26 protein-coding genes are annotated in these 20,148 nt (G+C 34.2%); 12 read left to right on the top strand and 14 right to left on the bottom strand.

Annotation, left to right across the window (positions count from 1 at the left end; translation table 11 throughout):
• Window positions 1-53: 53 nt before the first annotated feature.
• On the bottom strand, window positions 54-1,043 hold the full coding sequence (locus LZQ00_RS05720; protein WP_234512916.1) for an MBL fold metallo-hydrolase: 990 nt from the start codon (window positions 1,041-1,043) through the stop codon (window positions 54-56).
• Between the two features lie 115 nt (window positions 1,044-1,158).
• Between LZQ00_RS05720 and LZQ00_RS05715 the strand changes: the two genes are divergently transcribed.
• The gene (locus tag LZQ00_RS05715; RefSeq protein ID WP_234512907.1) at window positions 1,159-1,512 is read left to right on the top strand and encodes a winged helix-turn-helix transcriptional regulator; all 354 of its coding nucleotides are present in this window, start codon (window positions 1,159-1,161) and stop codon (window positions 1,510-1,512) included.
• Between the two features lie 119 nt (window positions 1,513-1,631).
• Here the strand turns inward: LZQ00_RS05715 and LZQ00_RS05710 are convergent, their stop codons facing one another.
• Window positions 1,632-2,744 (bottom strand): hypothetical protein, encoded by a 1,113-nt coding sequence (locus LZQ00_RS05710; protein WP_234512895.1) that lies wholly within the window; start codon window positions 2,742-2,744, stop codon window positions 1,632-1,634.
• Window positions 2,741-3,358: an ABC transporter ATP-binding protein gene (locus LZQ00_RS05705; RefSeq protein ID WP_234512887.1), complete on the bottom strand. Its 618-nt coding sequence runs from the start codon at window positions 3,356-3,358 to the stop codon at window positions 2,741-2,743. The genes LZQ00_RS05710 and LZQ00_RS05705 overlap by 4 nt, the downstream gene beginning before the upstream one ends.
• Window positions 3,359-3,841: 483 nt before the next feature.
• Between LZQ00_RS05705 and LZQ00_RS05700 the strand changes: the two genes are divergently transcribed.
• The 4 genes from LZQ00_RS05700 (at window position 3,842) to LZQ00_RS05685 (ending at window position 6,186) form a co-directional block, all read left to right on the top strand.
• A complete protein-coding gene (locus LZQ00_RS05700; protein ID WP_262910931.1) occupies window positions 3,842-4,216 on the top strand; it encodes a GNAT family N-acetyltransferase in 375 nt (124 codons plus the stop codon).
• A 162-nt stretch (window positions 4,217-4,378) separates the two neighbouring features.
• A complete protein-coding gene (locus LZQ00_RS05695) occupies window positions 4,379-5,371 on the top strand; it encodes a 2-hydroxyacid dehydrogenase (protein WP_234512885.1) in 993 nt (330 codons plus the stop codon).
• 218 nt (window positions 5,372-5,589) lie between these two features.
• Window positions 5,590-5,823: a redox-active disulfide protein 2 gene (locus tag LZQ00_RS05690; protein WP_234512875.1), complete on the top strand. Its 234-nt coding sequence runs from the start codon at window positions 5,590-5,592 to the stop codon at window positions 5,821-5,823.
• Between the two features lie 117 nt (window positions 5,824-5,940).
• A complete protein-coding gene (locus tag LZQ00_RS05685; protein WP_234512866.1) occupies window positions 5,941-6,186 on the top strand; it encodes a redox-active disulfide protein 2 in 246 nt (81 codons plus the stop codon).
• Window positions 6,187-6,287: 101 nt separating this feature from the next.
• On the opposite strand, the gene LZQ00_RS05680 is transcribed toward LZQ00_RS05685, so the two are convergent.
• Window positions 6,288-6,692: a VOC family protein gene (locus tag LZQ00_RS05680; protein ID WP_234512864.1), complete on the bottom strand. Its 405-nt coding sequence runs from the start codon at window positions 6,690-6,692 to the stop codon at window positions 6,288-6,290.
• 143 nt (window positions 6,693-6,835) lie between these two features.
• On the opposite strand from LZQ00_RS05680, the gene LZQ00_RS05675 reads away from it, so the two are divergent.
• On the top strand, window positions 6,836-7,318 hold the full coding sequence (locus LZQ00_RS05675) for a DUF1572 domain-containing protein (protein ID WP_234512855.1): 483 nt from the start codon (window positions 6,836-6,838) through the stop codon (window positions 7,316-7,318).
• Window positions 7,319-7,398: 80 nt separating this feature from the next.
• On the opposite strand, the gene LZQ00_RS05670 is transcribed toward LZQ00_RS05675, so the two are convergent.
• The 8 genes from LZQ00_RS05670 to LZQ00_RS05635 form a co-directional block, all read right to left on the bottom strand.
• A complete protein-coding gene (locus LZQ00_RS05670) occupies window positions 7,399-7,941 on the bottom strand; it encodes a cysteine hydrolase family protein (protein WP_262910925.1) in 543 nt (180 codons plus the stop codon).
• A gap of 102 nt (window positions 7,942-8,043) precedes the next feature.
• Entirely contained in the window at window positions 8,044-8,409 is a 366-nt protein-coding gene (locus tag LZQ00_RS05665) for a DUF2200 domain-containing protein (protein ID WP_234512851.1), read from the bottom strand.
• 165 nt (window positions 8,410-8,574) lie between these two features.
• Window positions 8,575-9,021, bottom strand: a complete 447-nt coding sequence (locus tag LZQ00_RS05660; RefSeq protein ID WP_234512849.1) for an SRPBCC family protein — start codon at window positions 9,019-9,021, stop codon at window positions 8,575-8,577.
• A gap of 11 nt (window positions 9,022-9,032) precedes the next feature.
• Entirely contained in the window at window positions 9,033-9,452 is a 420-nt protein-coding gene (locus LZQ00_RS05655; protein ID WP_234512847.1) for an LIC_13387 family protein, read from the bottom strand.
• Complete coding sequence (locus LZQ00_RS05650; protein ID WP_234512845.1) at window positions 9,430-9,942, bottom strand: DUF4199 domain-containing protein; 513 nt, start codon at window positions 9,940-9,942, stop codon at window positions 9,430-9,432. Before LZQ00_RS05650 ends, LZQ00_RS05655 begins: the two co-directional genes overlap by 23 nt.
• Window positions 9,943-9,956: 14 nt before the next feature.
• A complete protein-coding gene (locus LZQ00_RS05645; RefSeq protein ID WP_234512844.1) occupies window positions 9,957-10,415 on the bottom strand; it encodes a DUF1569 domain-containing protein in 459 nt (152 codons plus the stop codon).
• A gap of 51 nt (window positions 10,416-10,466) precedes the next feature.
• A complete protein-coding gene (locus LZQ00_RS05640) occupies window positions 10,467-10,826 on the bottom strand; it encodes an iron chaperone (protein WP_234512842.1) in 360 nt (119 codons plus the stop codon).
• Window positions 10,827-11,139: 313 nt separating this feature from the next.
• Entirely contained in the window at window positions 11,140-12,180 is a 1,041-nt protein-coding gene (locus LZQ00_RS05635; protein WP_234512840.1) for a bifunctional transcriptional activator/DNA repair enzyme AdaA, read from the bottom strand.
• Between the two features lie 264 nt (window positions 12,181-12,444).
• Between LZQ00_RS05635 and LZQ00_RS05630 the strand changes: the two genes are divergently transcribed.
• From LZQ00_RS05630 to LZQ00_RS05605, 6 genes are all read left to right on the top strand, one after another.
• Window positions 12,445-13,020 (top strand): hypothetical protein, encoded by a 576-nt coding sequence (locus LZQ00_RS05630; protein WP_234512829.1) that lies wholly within the window; start codon window positions 12,445-12,447, stop codon window positions 13,018-13,020.
• Window positions 13,021-13,153: 133 nt separating this feature from the next.
• Window positions 13,154-13,972, top strand: a complete 819-nt coding sequence (gene lgt / locus LZQ00_RS05625) for a prolipoprotein diacylglyceryl transferase (RefSeq protein WP_234512827.1) — start codon at window positions 13,154-13,156, stop codon at window positions 13,970-13,972.
• A 135-nt stretch (window positions 13,973-14,107) separates the two neighbouring features.
• Window positions 14,108-14,431: a MazG-like protein gene (locus LZQ00_RS05620; protein ID WP_234512825.1), complete on the top strand. Its 324-nt coding sequence runs from the start codon at window positions 14,108-14,110 to the stop codon at window positions 14,429-14,431.
• 373 nt (window positions 14,432-14,804) lie between these two features.
• Window positions 14,805-15,902 carry an SH3 domain-containing protein gene (locus LZQ00_RS05615; protein ID WP_234512824.1) on the top strand — a complete coding sequence of 366 codons (1,098 nt, stop codon included), beginning with the start codon at window positions 14,805-14,807 and terminating at the stop codon, window positions 15,900-15,902.
• A 58-nt stretch (window positions 15,903-15,960) separates the two neighbouring features.
• Window positions 15,961-16,557, top strand: coding sequence for a Crp/Fnr family transcriptional regulator (locus LZQ00_RS05610; protein ID WP_234512822.1), 597 nt, complete (start codon window positions 15,961-15,963; stop codon window positions 16,555-16,557).
• Between the two features lie 63 nt (window positions 16,558-16,620).
• Window positions 16,621-17,199, top strand: a complete 579-nt coding sequence (locus tag LZQ00_RS05605; protein ID WP_234512820.1) for an NAD(P)H-dependent oxidoreductase — start codon at window positions 16,621-16,623, stop codon at window positions 17,197-17,199.
• Window positions 17,200-17,367: 168 nt separating this feature from the next.
• On the opposite strand, the gene LZQ00_RS05600 is transcribed toward LZQ00_RS05605, so the two are convergent.
• Together LZQ00_RS05600 and LZQ00_RS05595 are read right to left on the bottom strand one after the other, a co-directional pair.
• Window positions 17,368-18,105 (bottom strand): LytR/AlgR family response regulator transcription factor, encoded by a 738-nt coding sequence (locus LZQ00_RS05600; protein ID WP_234512808.1) that lies wholly within the window; start codon window positions 18,103-18,105, stop codon window positions 17,368-17,370.
• 10 nt (window positions 18,106-18,115) lie between these two features.
• Window positions 18,116-20,047 carry a sensor histidine kinase gene (locus LZQ00_RS05595; RefSeq protein WP_234512799.1) on the bottom strand — a complete coding sequence of 644 codons (1,932 nt, stop codon included), beginning with the start codon at window positions 20,045-20,047 and terminating at the stop codon, window positions 18,116-18,118.
• Window positions 20,048-20,148: the final 101 nt, after the last annotated feature.

Genomic DNA, 20,148 nt, shown 5'->3' with positions numbered 1-20,148 from the left:
ATTAGCTGGATTTGCTATATGACCTAACCCCTATCTTAGGAACCTTGCTCCTATTATCCATATAATTGCGGGGTAGAAAATGACAGGGGAACCCAATCAAATCCTTCATCTTTTTGGACGATATAGCCTAATCCTGGCCAAGGTAAATGACAGGACATCGTTAACTCTTTGCTCTTTGCTTGTTCTTGTAATATCCGCTGTCTCGTAGCTACACCTTCTTCAAAATTGGTATCCCATTCTGTCCCCCATTCTGGATGCAAAAGTAGCAAACTGGTATGTGCTGTATCGACAATATGTGTCATTTCTTGATCTTCTGAGAAAATAGTCAATGTGGGATGACCTGGGGTATGGCCAGCTGCTAATGCTGTCTTTAGACAACCAAACAATGTTTCTCCGATGGTAAATAGCTGTATTTTATCTTGAATAGCTGCAATAACTTTGCGCGCTAATGCAATACTTTCGGTATGGGAGCCTGTATCCTTACTTTTGGAAAAATCAGGATCCGCAGACATCCAAAAATCATATTCCAATTGAGATAAATGATAGTTGGCTTGTTGAAATACTTGTTGACCTGCAGCATCAAGGATACCGCCGATATGATCGACATGGAGATGGGTAATGAATATATCGGTTACTTCTTCTGGTCTGATTCCTGTTGCCATGAGATTTTCTAAAAATTTTCCTGCTTGATCCCCAAGTGCTGCTCCACTTCCTGTATCTATGATAATAATCTTTTTGCCTTTGCGAATCACTAAAATATTAATGGCAGCATCCACGCTATCAGATAGCATGAAACTATCCTCCATAGCTGCTTTTACCCTTTCTTTAGCAATCCCTGGCGCAATGATGGGTTGTGCTGGGCTGATCAAGACATGACCATCTGTAACCACTAATAATTCCAGTTTTCCTAAACGAAATTTAAGATAACCTCCTGTTGAATTTTCGATGGTATTATTTTTTGAATCATGTCCATATGACGTAAATGCAGGTAGTGATGCTATAGCTCCTGTGGCACCGACTTTTAACAATTCTCTTCTTTTCATGCTATTTTTTTCTGTAAAGGTATTTTAGTAATACCTTTGTATCAAGTATGCACTTTTTTGTACCCTACGCACTAAAAAGTTACCGTGCTGTTTATCAGACTAATAAAATGAACGAATGAAAAATAAAAATACTGACATCCCTATTTGTTCTGTTGATTATGCCTTTAGGAGAATCGGTGGAAAATATAAAGGCCGCATTTTGTGGTACCTACACAATCGCAATATCATGCGTTATGGCGAACTCCGAAAATCTCTTCCTGACATCACACCCAAAATGCTTACACAAACGTTAAGAGAGTTGGAAAGTGATCATTTGGTTGACAGAAAAGTGTATCAAGAGGTTCCTCCTAAAGTTGAGTATTCTTTAACGGATGTTGGCCAGGAATTAATTCCGTTCATTAATTATTTAAGGGAATGGGGAGATAAACAAATACAAAAAGAAAATGGAACAATAAAGCTAAAATGTTAATGTATGAATTGTCCGTAGAATGAACGAGGCATATACTAAAACAGTACTAACAGGTTTTTACTAACTATGAATCCAAGTAATCATTTGTTTGGACAGGACAATAGCGAGTACACGGTGGTTTACAGTTTATATTTGACAAGATGATAATGCTTAAAAAATAATAGGATCGAAAGGATCAGTATAGCTGCCATCAGAACCCATAAGATATGATACAAAATCAAAAGTATACAGATGAAAAAATAGAGTGTCAAGATCTTTACGAGCAATAATGCTTGATTACCGATAGACAAAATGAGACTATTCAAAAACAAGATGTTGGCCAATAAAAAAACAAGGAATAACAGCGCATACTGAATATTGGTTAAATAGCAGACAAAGGACAATTCTAAAATACATAAAATCAAGAAATACCATACGCGATGTCCATACCGTTGGATCATTCGATAGGGAAAGTTTAAGGTGAAGGTCATATACACTGCTTCATAGATAAACTCTTTATAGAGCAGTACCGTGTGTAGCAAAGCGATACACATAGCCAGTAGGTAAACAGTTCGTATATCCCATCCGCGAACATCAAATGGGTATAGAAATAAATAGATAAGCACTAAGCCGAATCCTTTGGTTAATCCGATGAGTAACTTATTATATTGGAGATGATAGGCTAGCTTTATTCCAAGCAAACTGTTCCACCATCCTTTATATCTGAAAGAAAGAAAAAGTCGTCGATCCCGATGTTTGAAACAATACAATCGCGCTGTGTAATAGGCAGAGATAGGTAATGGCAAGAGGATAATACCCAGAATGAAATACATAAAAGGTGCTTCACCCAAAAGGAAACCGATTACGATGACAAAAAGCCCATAGGTAATAAGGGGTGAAAACAGCAGACTATATACGATGAGCCAAATGCGAAATTCTTCTTTTATACCCAATCCTTTCAAACTAAGCTGTAGAAAATTAGTGGAATCTTCGTAAAGCTGCTGTCGGACAAAGCGCATGCATGAGTAAGCGTATAGAAGACTAATGAGGAAAAATAAGGCTAATGAAATGGGTTCTTGGACAACCTGAATCGGTATTAAAAATGACCAGTATTCTTGACTGTGTTCAAAAAAATCACCTGCGGTCTGAATGAATAGGAAATAACTGACCAATAGTCCAAAGAGTATGAAAAAGGTGTTCGCATATTTCTTAAAATAAGCTGTAACGAATAGAGGAATCAGAACTCGGTTCATAATGATATTAATTCTTTGTGCTGGATTTTCAGCGGTATGGCCTCAAATGGTATGTCATCTTGATGGGATGAAAAAAGAATCGATGTAACCGCATGTCTTTTATAGTTGATCCACTGTTCGAGTATTTTGCTGGAGGAGGGATCGAGGGTGATAAAAGGTTCGTCGAGAACAATGAATTGGGATGATCCTACGAATGCCAATACCAATGATAATTTTTTCAACATACCACTTGAATATTGCGCAATGGGTAGTTGTAAATAATCTTCCATAGCAAAGCTTGTGATCAGATCTTGGTAACTAGTGGGATTTCCTTTTTTACATTTCACATAAAATTCAACGATTTCCTTTCCCGATAGGAATGTTGGAAAAGCAGGTTCTGTAGCGGCGTAGTTTACTAAAGACAGGTATTTTGAAGATTGCTTTTTTAAGGAGTATCCGGAAAAGCAGATATCGCCATCAAAAGGCAATAAACCTGTTATACATTTTAATAAAGAGCTTTTACCAGATCCGTTCTCCCCTTGTAGCCAGTATACCCCTTTTTCCAGTGTAAATTGTGGTATAGCTAAAACCAAATGGTCTCCATATTGCTTTTTGAAATTCTGAAATTGCAACATATCTTGATGAATTGTTGAAAGTGTTTATACAAACTTATCGATATGTTAGTTCGTAAATAAGTCTAAATGTTACAGCTCATTAAAAATTTGATTCAGCTGTGAGCGCTAATTTTTACGTCAAAGAATTACTTAGGGTTTCGTACTGGAGCTAAGGAGAAAAGTATAAAAAACGAAGGGTCTATTGTAAAAGCCATTTCTTAATCTGTACCCCTCAAAAACAGATCGTTGTAACTGATCTTTTTGAATTCTACTGCTACCTTTGCTAACATAGATGATAAGAAAAATGTCATTTAATGAATGATTTTTTTATTTCAACCATAATTCTATTATCTTATCGAAAGAATATCGCATAAATAGTCGCAGTACAATTGAAATATCATGGAGAAAAAGACAAGTGAAAATATTGAAATAATAGACTTTTCAGAGGAGCATAAAGAGGCCATAAAAGTGCTGAACTATTAATGGTTAGAAAAATACTTCCGTATCGAAGAGGAGGATAAACGTACTCTTTCGAATCCGAAAGAAGAAATCATTGATAAGGGTGGTTTTATTTTTTATGCAAAATTAGGCAATGACATCGTGGGGACAGCATCTCTTTTAAAGAAAAGCAACCAGGTATTTGAACTTGGAAAAATGGCCGTAAGCAATAAAGCACAAGGATATGGTATTGGTACATTGCTCCTTGAGCATGCTATTGAAGTCACGAAATCTAAACATATTGAGAAATTAATTCTTTATTCAAATAAGCAATTAGAATCGGCTATACGACTTGACCGAAAATATGGATTTGAAGAAACAGAGCTTGAGGATGGGCGCTATGAGCGAGCAGATATTAAGATGGAAAAGTATCTTTCATAAAGTGCTAAAAGATCCACATGACATTGCAATAGTAATCGATTGCTCTTGATATCTTCTGATATTCGTTCCCTCCCTCTCGGTTAAACAATGGAATAAATAACAAGAACAGCTTCCCTTGAACACAAACTAATACCGTATATTTATTATATAAAAATAATTCATATGAAAATAGCCTTCTTTTCAACCAAGCCTTACGATAAAGAGTTTTTCGAGAAAGAAAATGAAAAATATGGTTTTGAACTCAATTTTTATGAAACGCACCTCGGGCCTCATATTGTCAATGCAATTGAAAATGAAGATGCCGTCTGTGTTTTTGTGAATGACCGATTGAACAGAGAAGTCATAGAGGTACTTGCTCAAAAAGGGGTAAAATTGATTGCACTGAGATGTGCCGGATTTAATAATGTGGATATAGATGCAGCAAAAGAATTAGGAATCCAAATTTGTCGCGTTCCCGCTTATTCACCTGAAGCGGTTGCGGAACATACCATGGCTATGCTGTTGACCTTGAATCGCAAAACGCATAAAGCTTACAACCGTGTTCGTGAACAAAACTTTGCATTGAATGGTCTATTGGGATTTAATCTATACCAAAAGAAAATTGGTGTCATCGGAACAGGGAAAATAGGGAAAGCTTTTGTGAAAATCGCTTTAGGCTTCGGCGCAGAAGTCATCGCTTATGATCTGTATCCAGACCAAACACTGCTAGATCTTCATGTGAAATATGTGGATCTAGATACGCTCTTTGCTGAGTCGGATATCATTTCTCTGCATTGCCCCCTTACTCCTGAAAACCATTACTTGATCAATAAGGAGTCTCTGGACAAAATGAAAAATGGGGTAACAATTATCAATACAAGTAGAGGTAATCTGATCCACACAAATGATGCGATCAAAGCATTGAAAGAAAGAAAAATAGGGCTATTGGGAATCGATGTTTATGAACAGGAAGAAAAACTATTCTTCAAGGACTTGTCCACGACAATCATTGAAGATGATACCATTCAGTTATTGATGAGTTTTCCAAATGTTTTGTTGACGGCTCATCAGGCCTTTTTTACAAGAGAAGCTTTGGAGCAAATCTCTCAAAGAACCCTGAAAAGTATTGCTGATTTATTGAAAGATGGAACGACGGATAAAGAAGTGCTGTTATAAAGCAATTTACTTTATTAAAAAATCAGTTAAATTTTACTTACAGCTGCTATTATTAATCATAAAATTAATTTATCTTTAATGTATATTTGTTTCTTATGAGGATCTATATCATAGAATAAACTCTTATAAATAATGTGTAATCAGTTTTGATAGGAAGTAAGATAGCATGAAACATCAAAGAAAAATAAATAAAAATAGTTTATAAAATAATTCAATCCATGAGAAATAAAGCACTACAGGAAATGAGCAATGAAGAATTGCTAAGTACTAAAAAAAAGACTGCCGTAATCGCTGGACTTTTAGCAGTAACGCTTCTTGTTCAATTTGTGATGTTTGCGATGAAAAAGGAATACAACTTATTGGCTATCCCCTTCGCCTTATCAACGATTGTAATCCTCAACTACAAAAAAATCAATGAGATGAAAAGGGAATTAAAATCCAGAGGTCTTTAAAAAGATTGTTATATAGAATCAATAAAATTAATTTTAACGTGTCATAGGATCAGGTTCGCTATGAAAGAACGGAGATCAGTAGCGGATAAGATCGAAATATTAAAAATAATTCAACCTATGAAAAATAAGACGCTACAGGAAATGAGCGGTGAGGAATTGCTGAATACAAAAAAAACTATTTCTGTGATTACTGGATGTTTAGCTGTTATGCTCCTTATCTTATTAGCAATGGGAATATATGTATCCATTAAAAAAGGATTTAGTGCTTTAGTAGCGATCCCCTTTGCTCTATCTTCTATTGTGATCATGAATTACAAAAAAATCAACGAGATCAAAAAAGAGTTAAAGTCTAGAGCTGTTTAAAAATGGTCAATCAATAGGATTAACTTTTTATAAGGATAATCTCTTTCATCTAGTGTATGGTGATTAATTTTAAATCACCATACACTAGTATGCATTAAGATTTACGCTGTCTCACTATCCGAATCTACATCATCTTTTGGCTCCCAAAGCTCAATGATGTTTCCTTCGGGATCGAGTATATGAACAAATTTGCCATAATCATATTCTGCAATCTCATCAACAATAGTTACGTTTTCCTTTTTTAGTTCATCAACCAATGCAACAATATTTTCCACCCGATAATTTATCATAAAGGGTTGGGTGGATGGATGGAAATAGGTGGAATCTTTAGAAAATGTGCTCCAGGTGGTGGATCCCTTTTTCGATGGATCATCAACTTCTCTCCATTCAAAAGTTGTTCCGTAATCACTAGTGGGCAGCCCTAGATTCTTCGCATACCATTCATTCATTGCTTTCGGATTGTCACTTTTAAAAAATACACCGCCAAGGCCTGTTACTTTTTTCATATTTAACGTGTTATAAGGTTTTAAAATGGAAAAATTCTTTCATTATCTTCATAATAAATATATTAAAAATAGATGAACAGCAATTAAATAATTTTTTAAATTAGGATATCTGTTAATGAGATGAATTTTTAACTAAAATAAAGATGGATCATCAGGTAATAAGCCTTGACTTGGCAACAAGATTTCGCGAAGTCGTACTAAACGGTACTTGGATAGCGAATACTAATTTTAAAGATCAATTAGTGGGTAGTAATGTTGCGATTGCCACAAAAAAATTGGGAACTGCAAATACGATTGCTGCCTTAACACAACATATTCATTATTATATCAAGGGTGTAAAACAGGTCTTGAAAGGTGGTGCTTTAGATATTAACGATTCCAAAAGTTTTGACTTCTTTCCTAATATTGATCAATTACAATGGGATAATATACTGACTTCTTTTTGGAACGATGCCGAAGAATTCGCGTTCCTGATTGAACAGATCAATGCAGATCAATTACAGGCTCCATTTGTGACAGAACAGTATGGCAGTTACCAACGAAACCTAGAGGCTATGATTGAACATTGTTATTATCATCTAGGCCAAATTGTATTGATCAAGAAATTGCTGTCAGAAGAAATATAAATCATCCGTATTTAAAAATTTAAATACGGAAGGATCCGTTGAAATATTATCCTTTAAGTCCGATATATGTTCAAAACTAACTAGGCTAGTTCTGTTAATAATTCGTCGCAATCTAAGAGTCGGATTTGTCCTTCTGTGGGTGTCATGTTCTCCCACATCCAGTTATGGTGTACGATAACCTGTTTAGCACTTAAATGCGGTCGATCAGCTGTGGTATGTGCATCTTTTACTACGGTGACGGCATAATCATGATTAAGTGCTGTACGTACTGTGGTATCTACACAGTAATCTGTCGCACATCCCGTAATGATTAATTCTTTTACACGTAGTTTTTCGAGTACAGATTGGAGCTCAGTTCGATAAAAAGAATCATTTGCGGTTTTATTTAACAACTGATCTTGAGGGGCAACATGAAGTTCTTCCAATATTTCCCATTCCCAAGAACCTGGATAGAACTTATCTTCTTTTGTGCCATCATGTTGAACAAATATGACCTGTCCTCCATCTGACCGAATGGCAGAAGCTAATGTGTTGATCTTATTAATAACAGCTTTTTCATCATAACGTGGTGTATCAGCAGTGAAGCTGCCTTTTTGCATATCGATGACAAGAAGTATCCGCATAATTTATATCTATTTTGTACATGTAAATATTGTTTAACAGCAATTAAAACAAGTTTTCTAATCTGTATCAATAAAATTCTTTTTTTCTGACTACTGTTTTTACTACAAACCACGTAAGATCTTTTCCATCTTTCTACCTTTTGCGAGTTCGTCTACAATCTTATCTAAATATCTCACTTGTTGTGTTAACGGGTTTCCAATTTCTTCCACACGATAACCACAGATGACACCAGTAATAAGATGGGCGTTAGGGTTTAAGGTTGCTTGTTGAAAGAAGGTTGCAAAAGTGGTTTTCTTATCTATCTGATCTTGCAGCTTTTGTTCATCAAAACCTGTAAGCCATTCGATCACTTGATGCAATTCTTCTTTGGTTCGGCCTTTCTTCTCCACTTTTGTGATGTAGTGCGGATATACCGAAGCAAAGGTCATTTTTGCAATACGTTCATCGTGTGGGCTGCTGTTATTCATTACGTTCGTTTTTTGATTGGGGTATGTTAATTTTCTTATTCATCAATTGAATCAACTAACTTGTGACGAGTCAGTAGGTAAATTGTTAAAGTAAGCTCACAATCGGGAGTTGCATTTATAATTGCTATCATGACAAGATGTTGTTACGATTGAAATAACGATTTGTTAGTCCTCTATGACAGGTTCTACCAGTTTGATTAATTTTTCAAGTGACTCCTGCCAGCCTAAATAGCAAAATTCCACGGGGATTACATCTGGAATTCCTTCCTGCGTAATCGTAATTTCTGTACCACACGATACTTCTTTCAGCCAGACACTTGTCATCATTTCTCCTGGTAAATTAGGATCGTCAAATTTGTCTGAATATTTAATGAATTCGTCTGTTTTTATTTCCAAATAATTACCGCCAAACGAATGGCTTTTCTGTGTAGTAAAATTGTGAAACGACATCTTGAAACTTCCCCCCAATCTGAAATCCAATTGATGGACGGTACATAAAAAGCCATAGGGAGGTAACCAGTATGTCATGGCTTCGGGACTAGAGAATGCTCTAAAAACCTTATTTACAGGCGCTTTTATCACTCTGAATAAATTAACTTGATTAGTTTCCATAATTTCTACATTTATTTATCGGTCAATTTTAACGTTGAAAAAAGCATCAAAATTCCTGCCAACAGGCTGATGATGGCTGCAAATGGAAAGAAGTATAAAAACTCAATAACTCCGAAAGCTAAGTAGGTCACTCCCATTGGATACAATATCTGCTTAACAAGTTTAGCACTTCTGAACGTATGGTTGGATAATGTCCATAAGACTAAAATACTCATGCCAAACAAGCCAAACATGATTAAGCTGTATCCATTGAAATAATCAGCCATGCTTTTTGTTGCACCCATAAATTCGGCACTGTGGCTTTTCATTTCTTTTACCACCCCAAATAGCGGACCACTTGCTTTATCCCAACTTAGATGTCCTCCAGTATGTCCCAGTAAGTGAACAAGGATTAAAATGGCTGAAATTCTAATTAATCGTTTTGCTGTCATCAGTTGATTTGTTTTTAGTACGAATAAAAATCATGGTAATGGCTGTCGTCAAGGTTCCCATTACCAATGCGGCAATTGTGCTTTGGATAGCATAGTTCTTATAATTGAAATTGGCTTCTGCTTCTGCAGTAGTTTTGTAATAACCAATTTCTACTGAACGTTTAATGACATTAGGGAAATATTCGGGTGTGATGACATAAGAAATGATCCATTGTGTCAACGGGCTTAATAAAGCTACAATTAAGGAAACCATTACTCCAGATATTAGTCCTTGCTTATAGCTCATTTGTCCGTTATAGTAATTTTTCTTTTTATCTTTAAGTGCCAATACCATAACCCAAACAGCGGGTATCATATACAAATTGGTCAGGTATAAATGATAGTCAATATACTTTCCGTGTAGACCGCATAGCTTTTCCAGCACCATCCAAAGTAAAGACATGATGGTGAATAAGATAGCCCACTTGATTTCGATCGCTATTTTCTTCATTTTAGTTGATTTAACTACACTCCGAATTGTGTCAAGTGATGATCGAGGTGCTTGTAAAACAAATTATTCCATTCTTGTGCCGTCATGGAACCGAATGAATGATTCTCCTTACCTTCAAAATACGTCGTTCCTAAGTTTTGGGCTTTAATGACATTTTCGATCAGCTCAGCTTTTTCTTTCTCAAAGTCTTGGTCACCGACAATGATAAAATCGGGAGCAGTCCTACCATTTCTCGGATATGGCTTTTCTCCTACTACTAGTTTTTTAACAAATTTTTTTAAGAAGAATTTTTTTAAGGTGCCTGGTTTTTTGAACTGTGCGGGTTCAAAGGTATATTTATAAGCAATATTGCAATGTGTCAGCATCTGGTCGACACTCATTTTACCCCAATGTTGTTTGTCCGTTGGTTTTAATTTGTTAATGCGGTCGACAATTTCATTAGCTACTTCGGTTTCAAAAATATTTTTGATCATCTTTATCGTACTTTATATTTCAACTGAACATACACAGTTTTAAATGTTGTTTTAATCTAATTCCTTTTTACGGAAAGCGATCATTTTTTTGATTAAATCCAATGGAAATGGTTTGTTATTTGGAAACTGTATAGCAGATTTGCTTATTTTCAAATCTTCCAAATCTGTTTCAAAATTTTTCAGAAAAGCTTCGCTCCATGGTGAGGAAAGTGAAATGTGGTTTGGAAAAGCAGCGTAGTAAATCAAAAACTTTTTACCGATTTTAAATGCTGGGATCTGATAACTAATGACCTCTTCCGATTCAGGTACTATTTTTTTAATTAGGTTACGTACTTGCTCCATCCGTTCCTGAGTTTCTTCAGGAAATACATCATGGTATTGGTCTATTGTCCTATAGTCAGTTTTCGCCATAGTATGTTGAATTTAATCTATGTTAAAAATAATAAAAAAACAATAGACTACCTAGTAGTGACCACCTTTTAATATCAGCTGGATAATGGACGCTTTTTAAACGGATATTGGACGCTTGCATCCGAAGCTCAAACGGCCAATATCCGAACAAGTGACGTCTAATAGCAAGAGTTGGTTAAAAATTGGACACCTTTTTGTCTATATTTAAATTAAGACAATAGACACACTTTACTCATCTCATCACAATTATGGTGTTATGCTTATTTTTCCTATGATTAGGAAGAATATACAACATGATGTCAATAATAAAAAATTAACGGTGTTGATTTTCCAGTTTAAGGAGCCAATTTTTACGCCAAACACCACCTCCATAACCGGTTAAGTTTCCGTTTGTACCAATGACTCTGTGACAAGGAATAAGGATGGCTATTTTGTTCATGCCATTTGCATTTGCAACAGCTCGTACGGCTTCTTGTTGACCAATATTTATCGCCTGTTGCTTGTAGGACTTTGTTTCTCCGTAAGGTATTTGGACTAGCGCTTTCCAGACCTTATTTTGAAAATCAGAACCTGGGGTAAATAAAGGAACAGAAAAATCTTTTCTCTTTCCTTCAAAATATTCTGCCAGTTGTTCCTCCAATAGATCAAAATGTGGATTATCTCCCTGAACAATTGTCGCATTTAAAGTCTTTGTTAGCTGTTTAAATTCCGTTTCCAGCATCTTGCGATCAGTAAATTCAAGAAGACAAATGCCTTGTTCCGTTGCGCAAGCATACATGGTTCCTAAAGGTGTTTCAATGCGTTTTAAATCAATGAGTCCCTGTTCCTTGCTTTTCTTTGGAGAAACCCCAAAAATATGTTTAAAAGAGTCTCCAAAACCACTTAATGATTCAAAGCCTGAGTTGAAAGCAACATCTGTTACCGACGCACCATTTTGTATTTTTTTGAAAGCAGAATTAATTTTGAACATCCGTTGATAAGCATGGAACGTGATGCCGTGGTTTTTCATAAACCAACGTCTGATTTGATGTGGCTCTATCCCGCGTTGCAGTAAATCAAAATCTTTAAATTTTAATGTGGGATCTTGTGAAAGCTCGTTTAAAATTTGTTTGATATATTCTGGAGTTTCATTTAGCATTTCAAGTGGACGGCAAACTTTACAAGCTCGATATCCTTTCAAAATACATTCTTTTGTAGATTTGAAAAACTCAATGTTTTCAGGTTTTGGTTTTCTTGCTGTGCAGGAAGGTCGACAGAATATACCAGTAGTTTTTACCGCCGTAAAAAATATACCTTCATAGTGAAGATCTTTATCAAGCAGTGCCTTATACATTTGTTCGAAACTTAATTCCATAGTTGTTACGTTTATTATTTGAAACAAATTTATAGGGTTAAAATTCTACCAGCAACCGAAAAATTGACAAGTATTTTTTAGGTGGGTTGTTTTGGAATATATAGTTGATAGATTTCTAAGAAGTAAAATTATAATTATTGCTGTTTTTTAACATATATATTGTAGACATGCAGTGTATTATATTTTCCTCCCTCCTTATGGAAAATAAAGCAAGAAATCATAACTTGGTACAAGTTATTCTTAATTTCACAACATACGCACAATATGAAATTTTTATATTCGATTACATTCCTGAGTATCCTCTTGCTGAGTTCTTGTAACCAAAACAAAGTAAATCAGAAAACAGAAAAGATAGAGAATAATAAAATTTCTTTTCAACCAAAAATCGATACAGCAACAAAAGAGATTCCTTTATTTAAAGCTATTGAGACAAGAACTTTACCTTTTACAGATTCCACTAACTTTGATAATTTTTTAGGGAAAGACTCAATGCCAGATGAAGTCATATCCCAACTGCATTTAGGAGATATTGAACCTCAAAAGGAAGCCTATTTCCTGCGGTACAAGTTTCCACTTTCAACTAATTTTGAATCCATTGTGGTTACCATACAAAGTGAAATGGAAATGTCAACCTATGTAATCAACTACAGTTCTGATTTTAAAATCATTGATAAATTAAAAATCGCTTATGATGAAATTGCGGAATCCGCTTTCTGCACAGTTAGTCATATCACAACAAAAGATATTGTATGCGATGAATACAATTATATGGAAGAAGTACCAAAAAAGGAAACCTTTCATTATGCTATTGATAAAACTGGAAAGTTCATCGCTAAGTAAAACTCTTCGTGATACCTATTCATATTAAAAATATATCGTTGAATCACAGCATGCTCGTGATTGTTTACCTGTTGAAGATGTAACAAACGCTATAATCGATATACTAATTATTGATATAGCGTAACTTTTTAACATGATAATACTCAGTTTTTTATTAAATTTTATCTCCTGGAATGTCGATAGTGATATTTTTGTTCTACCCATAATCAACCATCCCATACGCTGGTATGGCTTATTTTGGTTACTTGGCATACTTCTTTGTTATCGATTTTTAGATTCTATATTAAAAAAGGAAAGTAAACCAATCGAATTTTTGGATCAATTGACCATTTATATTGTAGTAGGTACCATGTTGGGGGCGCGATTAGGTCATGTCCTTTTTTATGATCCTTCTTATTACCTGAATAATCCTTTAAAAATATTTGCAGTTTGGGAAGGTGGATTAGCGAGTCATGGTGGAGGGATTGGTATTTTGGTGGCGATCTATCTATTTGCAAGAAAAAATAAACTTCCTTTTTTATGGGTAGCTGATCGCATTGCTTTGGTTGTACCAATTGCAGGAGCAAGTATCCGACTCGGTAATCTGATGAATTCGGAGATGATCGGAAAACAAACGGATATGCCGTGGGCTTTTGTATTTACTCGTGTTGATCAGATACCAAGACATCCTGCCCAGCTTTATGAAGCTATATTCTGTATATTCTTATTTGTGCTATTGTATTATTGCTGGAAGAAACCTGTCTTTCGAAATCAAATTGGAAATTGCTTTGCTTTATTGCTGATTTTATTGTTTTCTTTTAGATTTATGGACGAGTTTCTAAAAATTAATCAAGAACATTTTGAGGATGGGATGTTGATTAATATGGGACAAATTTTAAGTATTCCTTTCATATTGATAGGATTAATTTTGTTCGTTATAAACTATTGGAAATCAAAAACTATGGGTAAGTAGGTGCAATTAAAAAGTTTTGGAATAATGAAGAGAAATAGTATTTGGGGTTAACTGTTTAAATGAAAATTAATGTTTTACTTTAGTACTTTCAAAGTTAAGAGAGACTAAGGTTATTAATGTAATTAAAAAGAGAGTATGAACAATCAGGATTTAGATACTATTATAGAAAGATCACTAAAGTTAAGGGAACTTTATCACGAATTGGAATTACAGTATCATGGGAGTAAATGGACCATTGAAGAAGATGCATTAGCTTATCTTACAGATGCAGGATTAGTAGGAAGAAATGTGATGTCACAACAGCAAAGATGGCCTAAAGCTGATACAGAACAAGAGTTGCAGCATAAACTTGGTGAAAATATCTGGTGGCTTATAGTATTGGCTAATAGGATGAATATTGATATCAAAGAGGCCTTGAATAGTTTCTTATCAAACACAGAAACACTATTAAGGAAATAAAAAGTCGCTAAAATAATGTAGTATCTTTTCATTGCACTGAGATCTGCAAGAAATATAAAAAAATAATTTGTCATCCATCCTCCTACTTTGTCCAAACGATGAACATAAGGATAAAGCTATTCTGTTATATGGCTGTTAAAATTGATTGAAACTTGACGCTTTTAAAAAATAAACACCTAATTGTAAATGTATTTGAAAAAATTCAGGAAAGTATTGTTTCTTTAATAAAATATATATGCAGGAATTAACTAAAAATACAACGAATTAAGGTTCTAAATCTTCTTATCCTATGAATACAAAAACAGAATGATACATAGAGAATAATCCATTGTTTTGAATAATTACTGAAAGATAAAGCTATAAAGAAGAATAAATGACAACCATCTATATCCTACTGTTTTCAATCTTATTGATTTCGTGCCATGAAAGCAACAACGCAAAAGTAATATCGGACAACAACGCAATAAAAGAAGTGGATACAACATCCGTTATAGAGGAAACTCCAATGTCTATTGATTATGACAAGGTCAAGGTTTTAAAAACTGTATTTGTAACCGATGTAAATGGTACAGATATAAAACAAAGTTCTGCTGCAAATACTAAAATATTGGGACACTATTCCTATGGTGAACAATTGAAAGTTATCGAAGATGCGAATGAATGGTTAGGGATAATGGCTCGCATTTCAAGAGAATATATGAAAGGTGACACAAAAATTCAAAGTACTGCTTGGGAAAAGATATATGTTCTTAAGGAGGCAACAGGATCTGTATATGATGTGAAACTATGGCCTAAGCAATTAAATATCATCAGTTCTATACATGAGCCTGATGTGAATACAAAATTTTATGAAGAAGATATCTTATTGAAAAAATACCTAACTGTAGAATTGGTAACCGAAGCTGAGTACAAAAAACAAAAATCAACAGCTGTTAATTTTTTAATTAGCGACACATTAAACATCAGAAAAACAGACGGTATAACGACATTACCGTGCACGGATAAGCCCGTAATCTTTACAGATAAACCCGATGCGGAAGAGTCAATGTGTGTGTTTGTTTATATGGGACAAATTCCTGAGCTGAATAAATACCTAATAGGTGGCAGCTACTGGGAAGAGGGTGATGTAACCCTTGTCGATAAAACGACAGGAGAGCAATTACAAATAGATGACCTTCCTTATCTTTCATCGGACAAACAACATTTGATCAGTGTTGCTGCCAATCCTTATGAAACTACTGCCGATCTTGAATTGTACCACATAGAAAATAAAAATATCAAAAATATAGTGGCAATAAGTTTTAAAAACTGGATGCCTTTGACACAGGAAAATGACCGAGATAAACCCGATAATATGTTTTGGGGTACTGATAATTGTTTCTACCTGAAAGCACTGCACGCCAAAGCCTTCTGGTTAGAAAACGGGCATCTCAACAACCAAGGTCAATATCTAAGAATTAAGTTGTTATAAAAAATAGCCAGCCATGATGTCCCTTTTGCCTAAAAAACATAAAGCGATCTGCTAAAATATGAGTATCATTGTTCTTTTAAAAGATCATATGATTGAACAGTATTTTGATAGCTTCGGTATATTTAGCAAAGAAGAAATTGAAAGTTTTACCTCGCTTTTTCAATATAGAAAACTAAATAAAACTGATTTTTTTGTGAAAGAAAATCAAAAATGTACGGAGATAGCTTTTATTCAGTCGGGTATCATTCGATCGTATTATATGACTGCTGATGGTCAAGATATGACCTATTGTTTTCGATTTCCAAATGATCTAATTGCGGCCTATTCTTCCTTTCTAACCGGAAATCTAAGCATAGAATCCATGCAAGCCATTACTGTTGTGGAATTGTTGGTGATCAAAAAAAGCACAGTCGACCAATTGGTCAGCGAAAATCCAAACTGGATTAAGTTCCTCAAAATTATTGCTGAACATCAATATTTAGAACTGGAAAAAAGAGTCTTTCAGTTACAGAAAGAATCGGCGTTACAGCGTTACTCCTCTTTACTTAAAAACCAACCTCAATATATTCAGCAAATCTCTTTGCAATATATTGCCTCTTACCTCGGGATAACACAACGACATCTTAGCCGCATTAGAAAAGAAGTTATGATTTAGACATATGTCCTATATAGGGATTGATTTTACATCTAATTTTGTTTGTATCATAACAGATAATCAATGAAAAAGATAGCAATTATCAATGGACATCCAAATAGAAATTCATTCAATTCTGGATTAGCAAATGCGTATAAAAACGGTGCTGTGGAGACTGGTGCAAGTATAAAAGAAATCAACATTTCGGAATTAGATTTTAATCCTAATCTACAATTTGGATATCAGGCAAGAATGGTGTTAGAACCCGATTTGATGGAAGCATGGGAAATTATCAAATGGGCTGATCATCTGCTGTGGATTCATCCCATTTGGTGGGGAGGATTACCCGCTATCACCAAAGGTTTTATTGATCGATTGTTTCTACCAGGATTGGCTTTTAAATATCGTCCAAATTCTGTTTTCTGGGACAAGCTTCTTTTAGGAAAAACAGCGCATATTATCAGTACTCTTGATCAACCAAGCTGGTATTACCGCATATTCTACGGGCAACCTAGCGTAAATCAACTTAAAAAAACAGTTTTACAATTTTGTGGAGTATCACCTGTAAGAGTTACTTATATAGCTATTATTAAATCTTCAAATGAAAGACAACGAAGCAAATGGTTGGATAAAGTAAAATCTTTTGGAAAAAGGCTGCTCTAACACCAATAATGCTCATTAATCTCATTCATTTACCAACTCTTAGAATCAGAGGAAGGTAAATGGATCGTTAGTATGATGATGAATAGAAAAATTCTTTACTTGTACTTGAAGTGTATTCGTTCTGATTATTGATCAGCATACGACGATACTTTAAGAATCCTTAATTTCCTAATTAAACTCATTTAAAAATTGGAGAATGACTTCTTTTTTTCTACTGGAAACAGGTATTAATTTACCATCAGTCATTTCCAATTGACCATCTTTATAATATTTTTTTATGTAGTTTACATTGATTAAATAGGATTGATGGCAACGAATAAAATCGGAATCGGGTAACATTGCTTCAAAGTGTTTGAGCACCTTAGACACCATCATTGGATTGGTGTCTTTTGTGTAAAATGTTGTATATCCTTTATCTCCATGACAATATAGAATATCTTCTACATTCAGAATTTGCGTGTATTCAAAGGTGCGCAATGCTATTCGTTTTGGTTTCGCTGGTGATTTTAAATAGTTTTCCGCCATATTCAACTGCATACTATTAAACCTAAACTCTGTATTTTTTCTGTAACACTTTTCAATCGTTTCCATAAATGTATTGGCAACCAAGGGTTTCAATAAATAACCAATGGCACCAATATTAAGGGCTTCAATAGCATATTGATTAAAGGCTGTAATAAAAATAATACTAACATCCAGTTCAAGTTTAGAAAGAAGGGATAAACTAGAACCATCTTTAAGTTGGATATCCGCCAAGATTAGATCTGGTTTGGCAACTATTAATTCTCGCTCAGCCTCTGCAATCGTTGGACTATGTCCTACAACTTGTACATAGGGAATTTCATCCAATAATGATTTTATATACAGATATATATTGTGCTCATCTTCAAGTAAGTAAATTTTCATATTATTATTTCTAATTAAAATATAAATTAAGGGGTATGTAGATTACTATTCTGTAACCACTTTCATCTTCCTTATAATTTGGTATAATTTCAATACCAGCTTTTTGATCAGGATTTGGATACAACAGATCTAATCTTTCTTTAGTGATCACTTGAGATAAAGATTTTTTGTGTTGACTTCCCTCCTTTTTTGACTGTAAACCCAATCCATTATCACAAATGGAGACATAAAGATGATTCTCTTTTTCATAGAAATCGATTTGCAAATTACCCATATAAGATAAGTTTTTAAAACCATATTCAATGGCATTTTCTACGAATGGCTGTATCAGCATCGGTGGAATCATGACATTTTCAAGATCTAAATCATGGGTATCCATATGGAAATCAAACACATCTTGATAACGCATTTGTTGTAAAAGCATATAATTCTTTAGTGACTTAATTTCTTGCTCTAGGGAGATATATTCTTCGCGATTCAATTCTAAGATATCTCGAATCTGGCGAGACAATAATATCAAATACTGATTAGCTTTTGTTTTTTGTTCGCTACTAATCAACCCTTGTAGATTCGAGATCGCATTATAGATAAAGTGAGGATTAAGCTGATTTTGTCGTGTTTTTTGTTCTAACAAAAGCTGTTTATTTTCGGCTATAATTTTTTCATGAGTACTTTTGAGTAGTTTCTGCTTATTTCGATAATATAAGAAGATCACTACACTGAGTAAAAAACCTAATAGAATCACAAACATCCACCGTTGTTGAACTAGAATTTTGTGATTAAACGCATTCGTTGTTTTCAATAAATCAATCGCTTGATCTTTTTTCTCTGTTTGATATTTTGCATTGATTTCTTGAAGTTTCTCTGTTTGAATCCGCATAAGACTACTTTTATAAACTGCAAATGTAGAATCCAATGCAGTATATGCATTTTTATAATCTCCTTTACTGGCATAGGCTCCTTGCAGATTTTTATAGAAAAACAGGGTATTATATTTTATTTTGTTTTCCTCAATAAATTCCAGTCCAGCGTTAAAGTAAAAGATTGCTGAATCCACCTGATTGTTATTCAAAAAATTCTTAGCAAAATTCGCATACGCCGTTGGATTTAAGGTTTTCGAAGTAACTAAATAATTGAAATATCTTCTAGAAGATTCAACTGCTTTTTCTGAATTTCCTTGGTTGAAAAAGTATTGTGATTCTAAGTTATGCATGCGCATGATAACAGCAGAGTCTTGTGTTTTATTCGCATAATAAATACAACTATCTAAGGTTTTCCTTAACTCCTTTTTATCATGCAGTCCTATATATTGCATGAATTTGATTTCATGATAGGCTTGGCAAATGTACACGTCTGATCGATTAGGATGATGTGCATACCAAGAATTGGTGTTTTCCAATGCTTTTCTATAATCCTCTCTATTATAATCAGCATTAGCTAACATATTATAAAACAAGAAAGTAAATACACTTTTATTCTTCAGTGCATATTCTTTGGCATTTATCAAACGTTCCATCATAGCCCCATCTGTAACATCATTAAAACTAAATTCAGCTCTAATCTTAAAATAATCTTTAAGGCTAATGAGATCGGGAGAAAGCTTATCATGATCAAGCTGCTTGAGCGCATAGCTGATCGAATCTAATTTTCTATTTAAATAATAATGATAGGCTAAAAACATCCAATTATAAGAAGATTCTTTAAAGCCATCTTCTTTGAGTAATTCATCCCGCTTTCTCTTTCCAGTCGATTTGTCCTTAAAATCCTGCACACTAAAAAAACTTAGTAAAATGTCACGGTACCTCGTCTCATTGGAATCGACCATCGTGTTGATTTTGACATCTTGCTTACTATTATTTTGTTGATGGCAAGACAATAGTAGTGTGGCGAACAAAACAACAACTAAACAACTAACTATCCAATATTTTCTATATTTTTTCATTTCAAGTTTTCAATTATCACACTATTTATCACCTTAAGCATTCTTAAAAAGAATATTTGGTTAACAAATTGATTATTCTTTTAAATAACGAAATGTTATTC

This window comes from Sphingobacterium sp. SRCM116780, from assembly GCF_021442025.1.
GTDB lineage: Bacteria > Bacteroidota > Bacteroidia > Sphingobacteriales > Sphingobacteriaceae > Sphingobacterium.
Note: the sequence above shows the minus strand (reverse complement) of the source record. Positions and strands in the feature narration are given on the sequence as shown.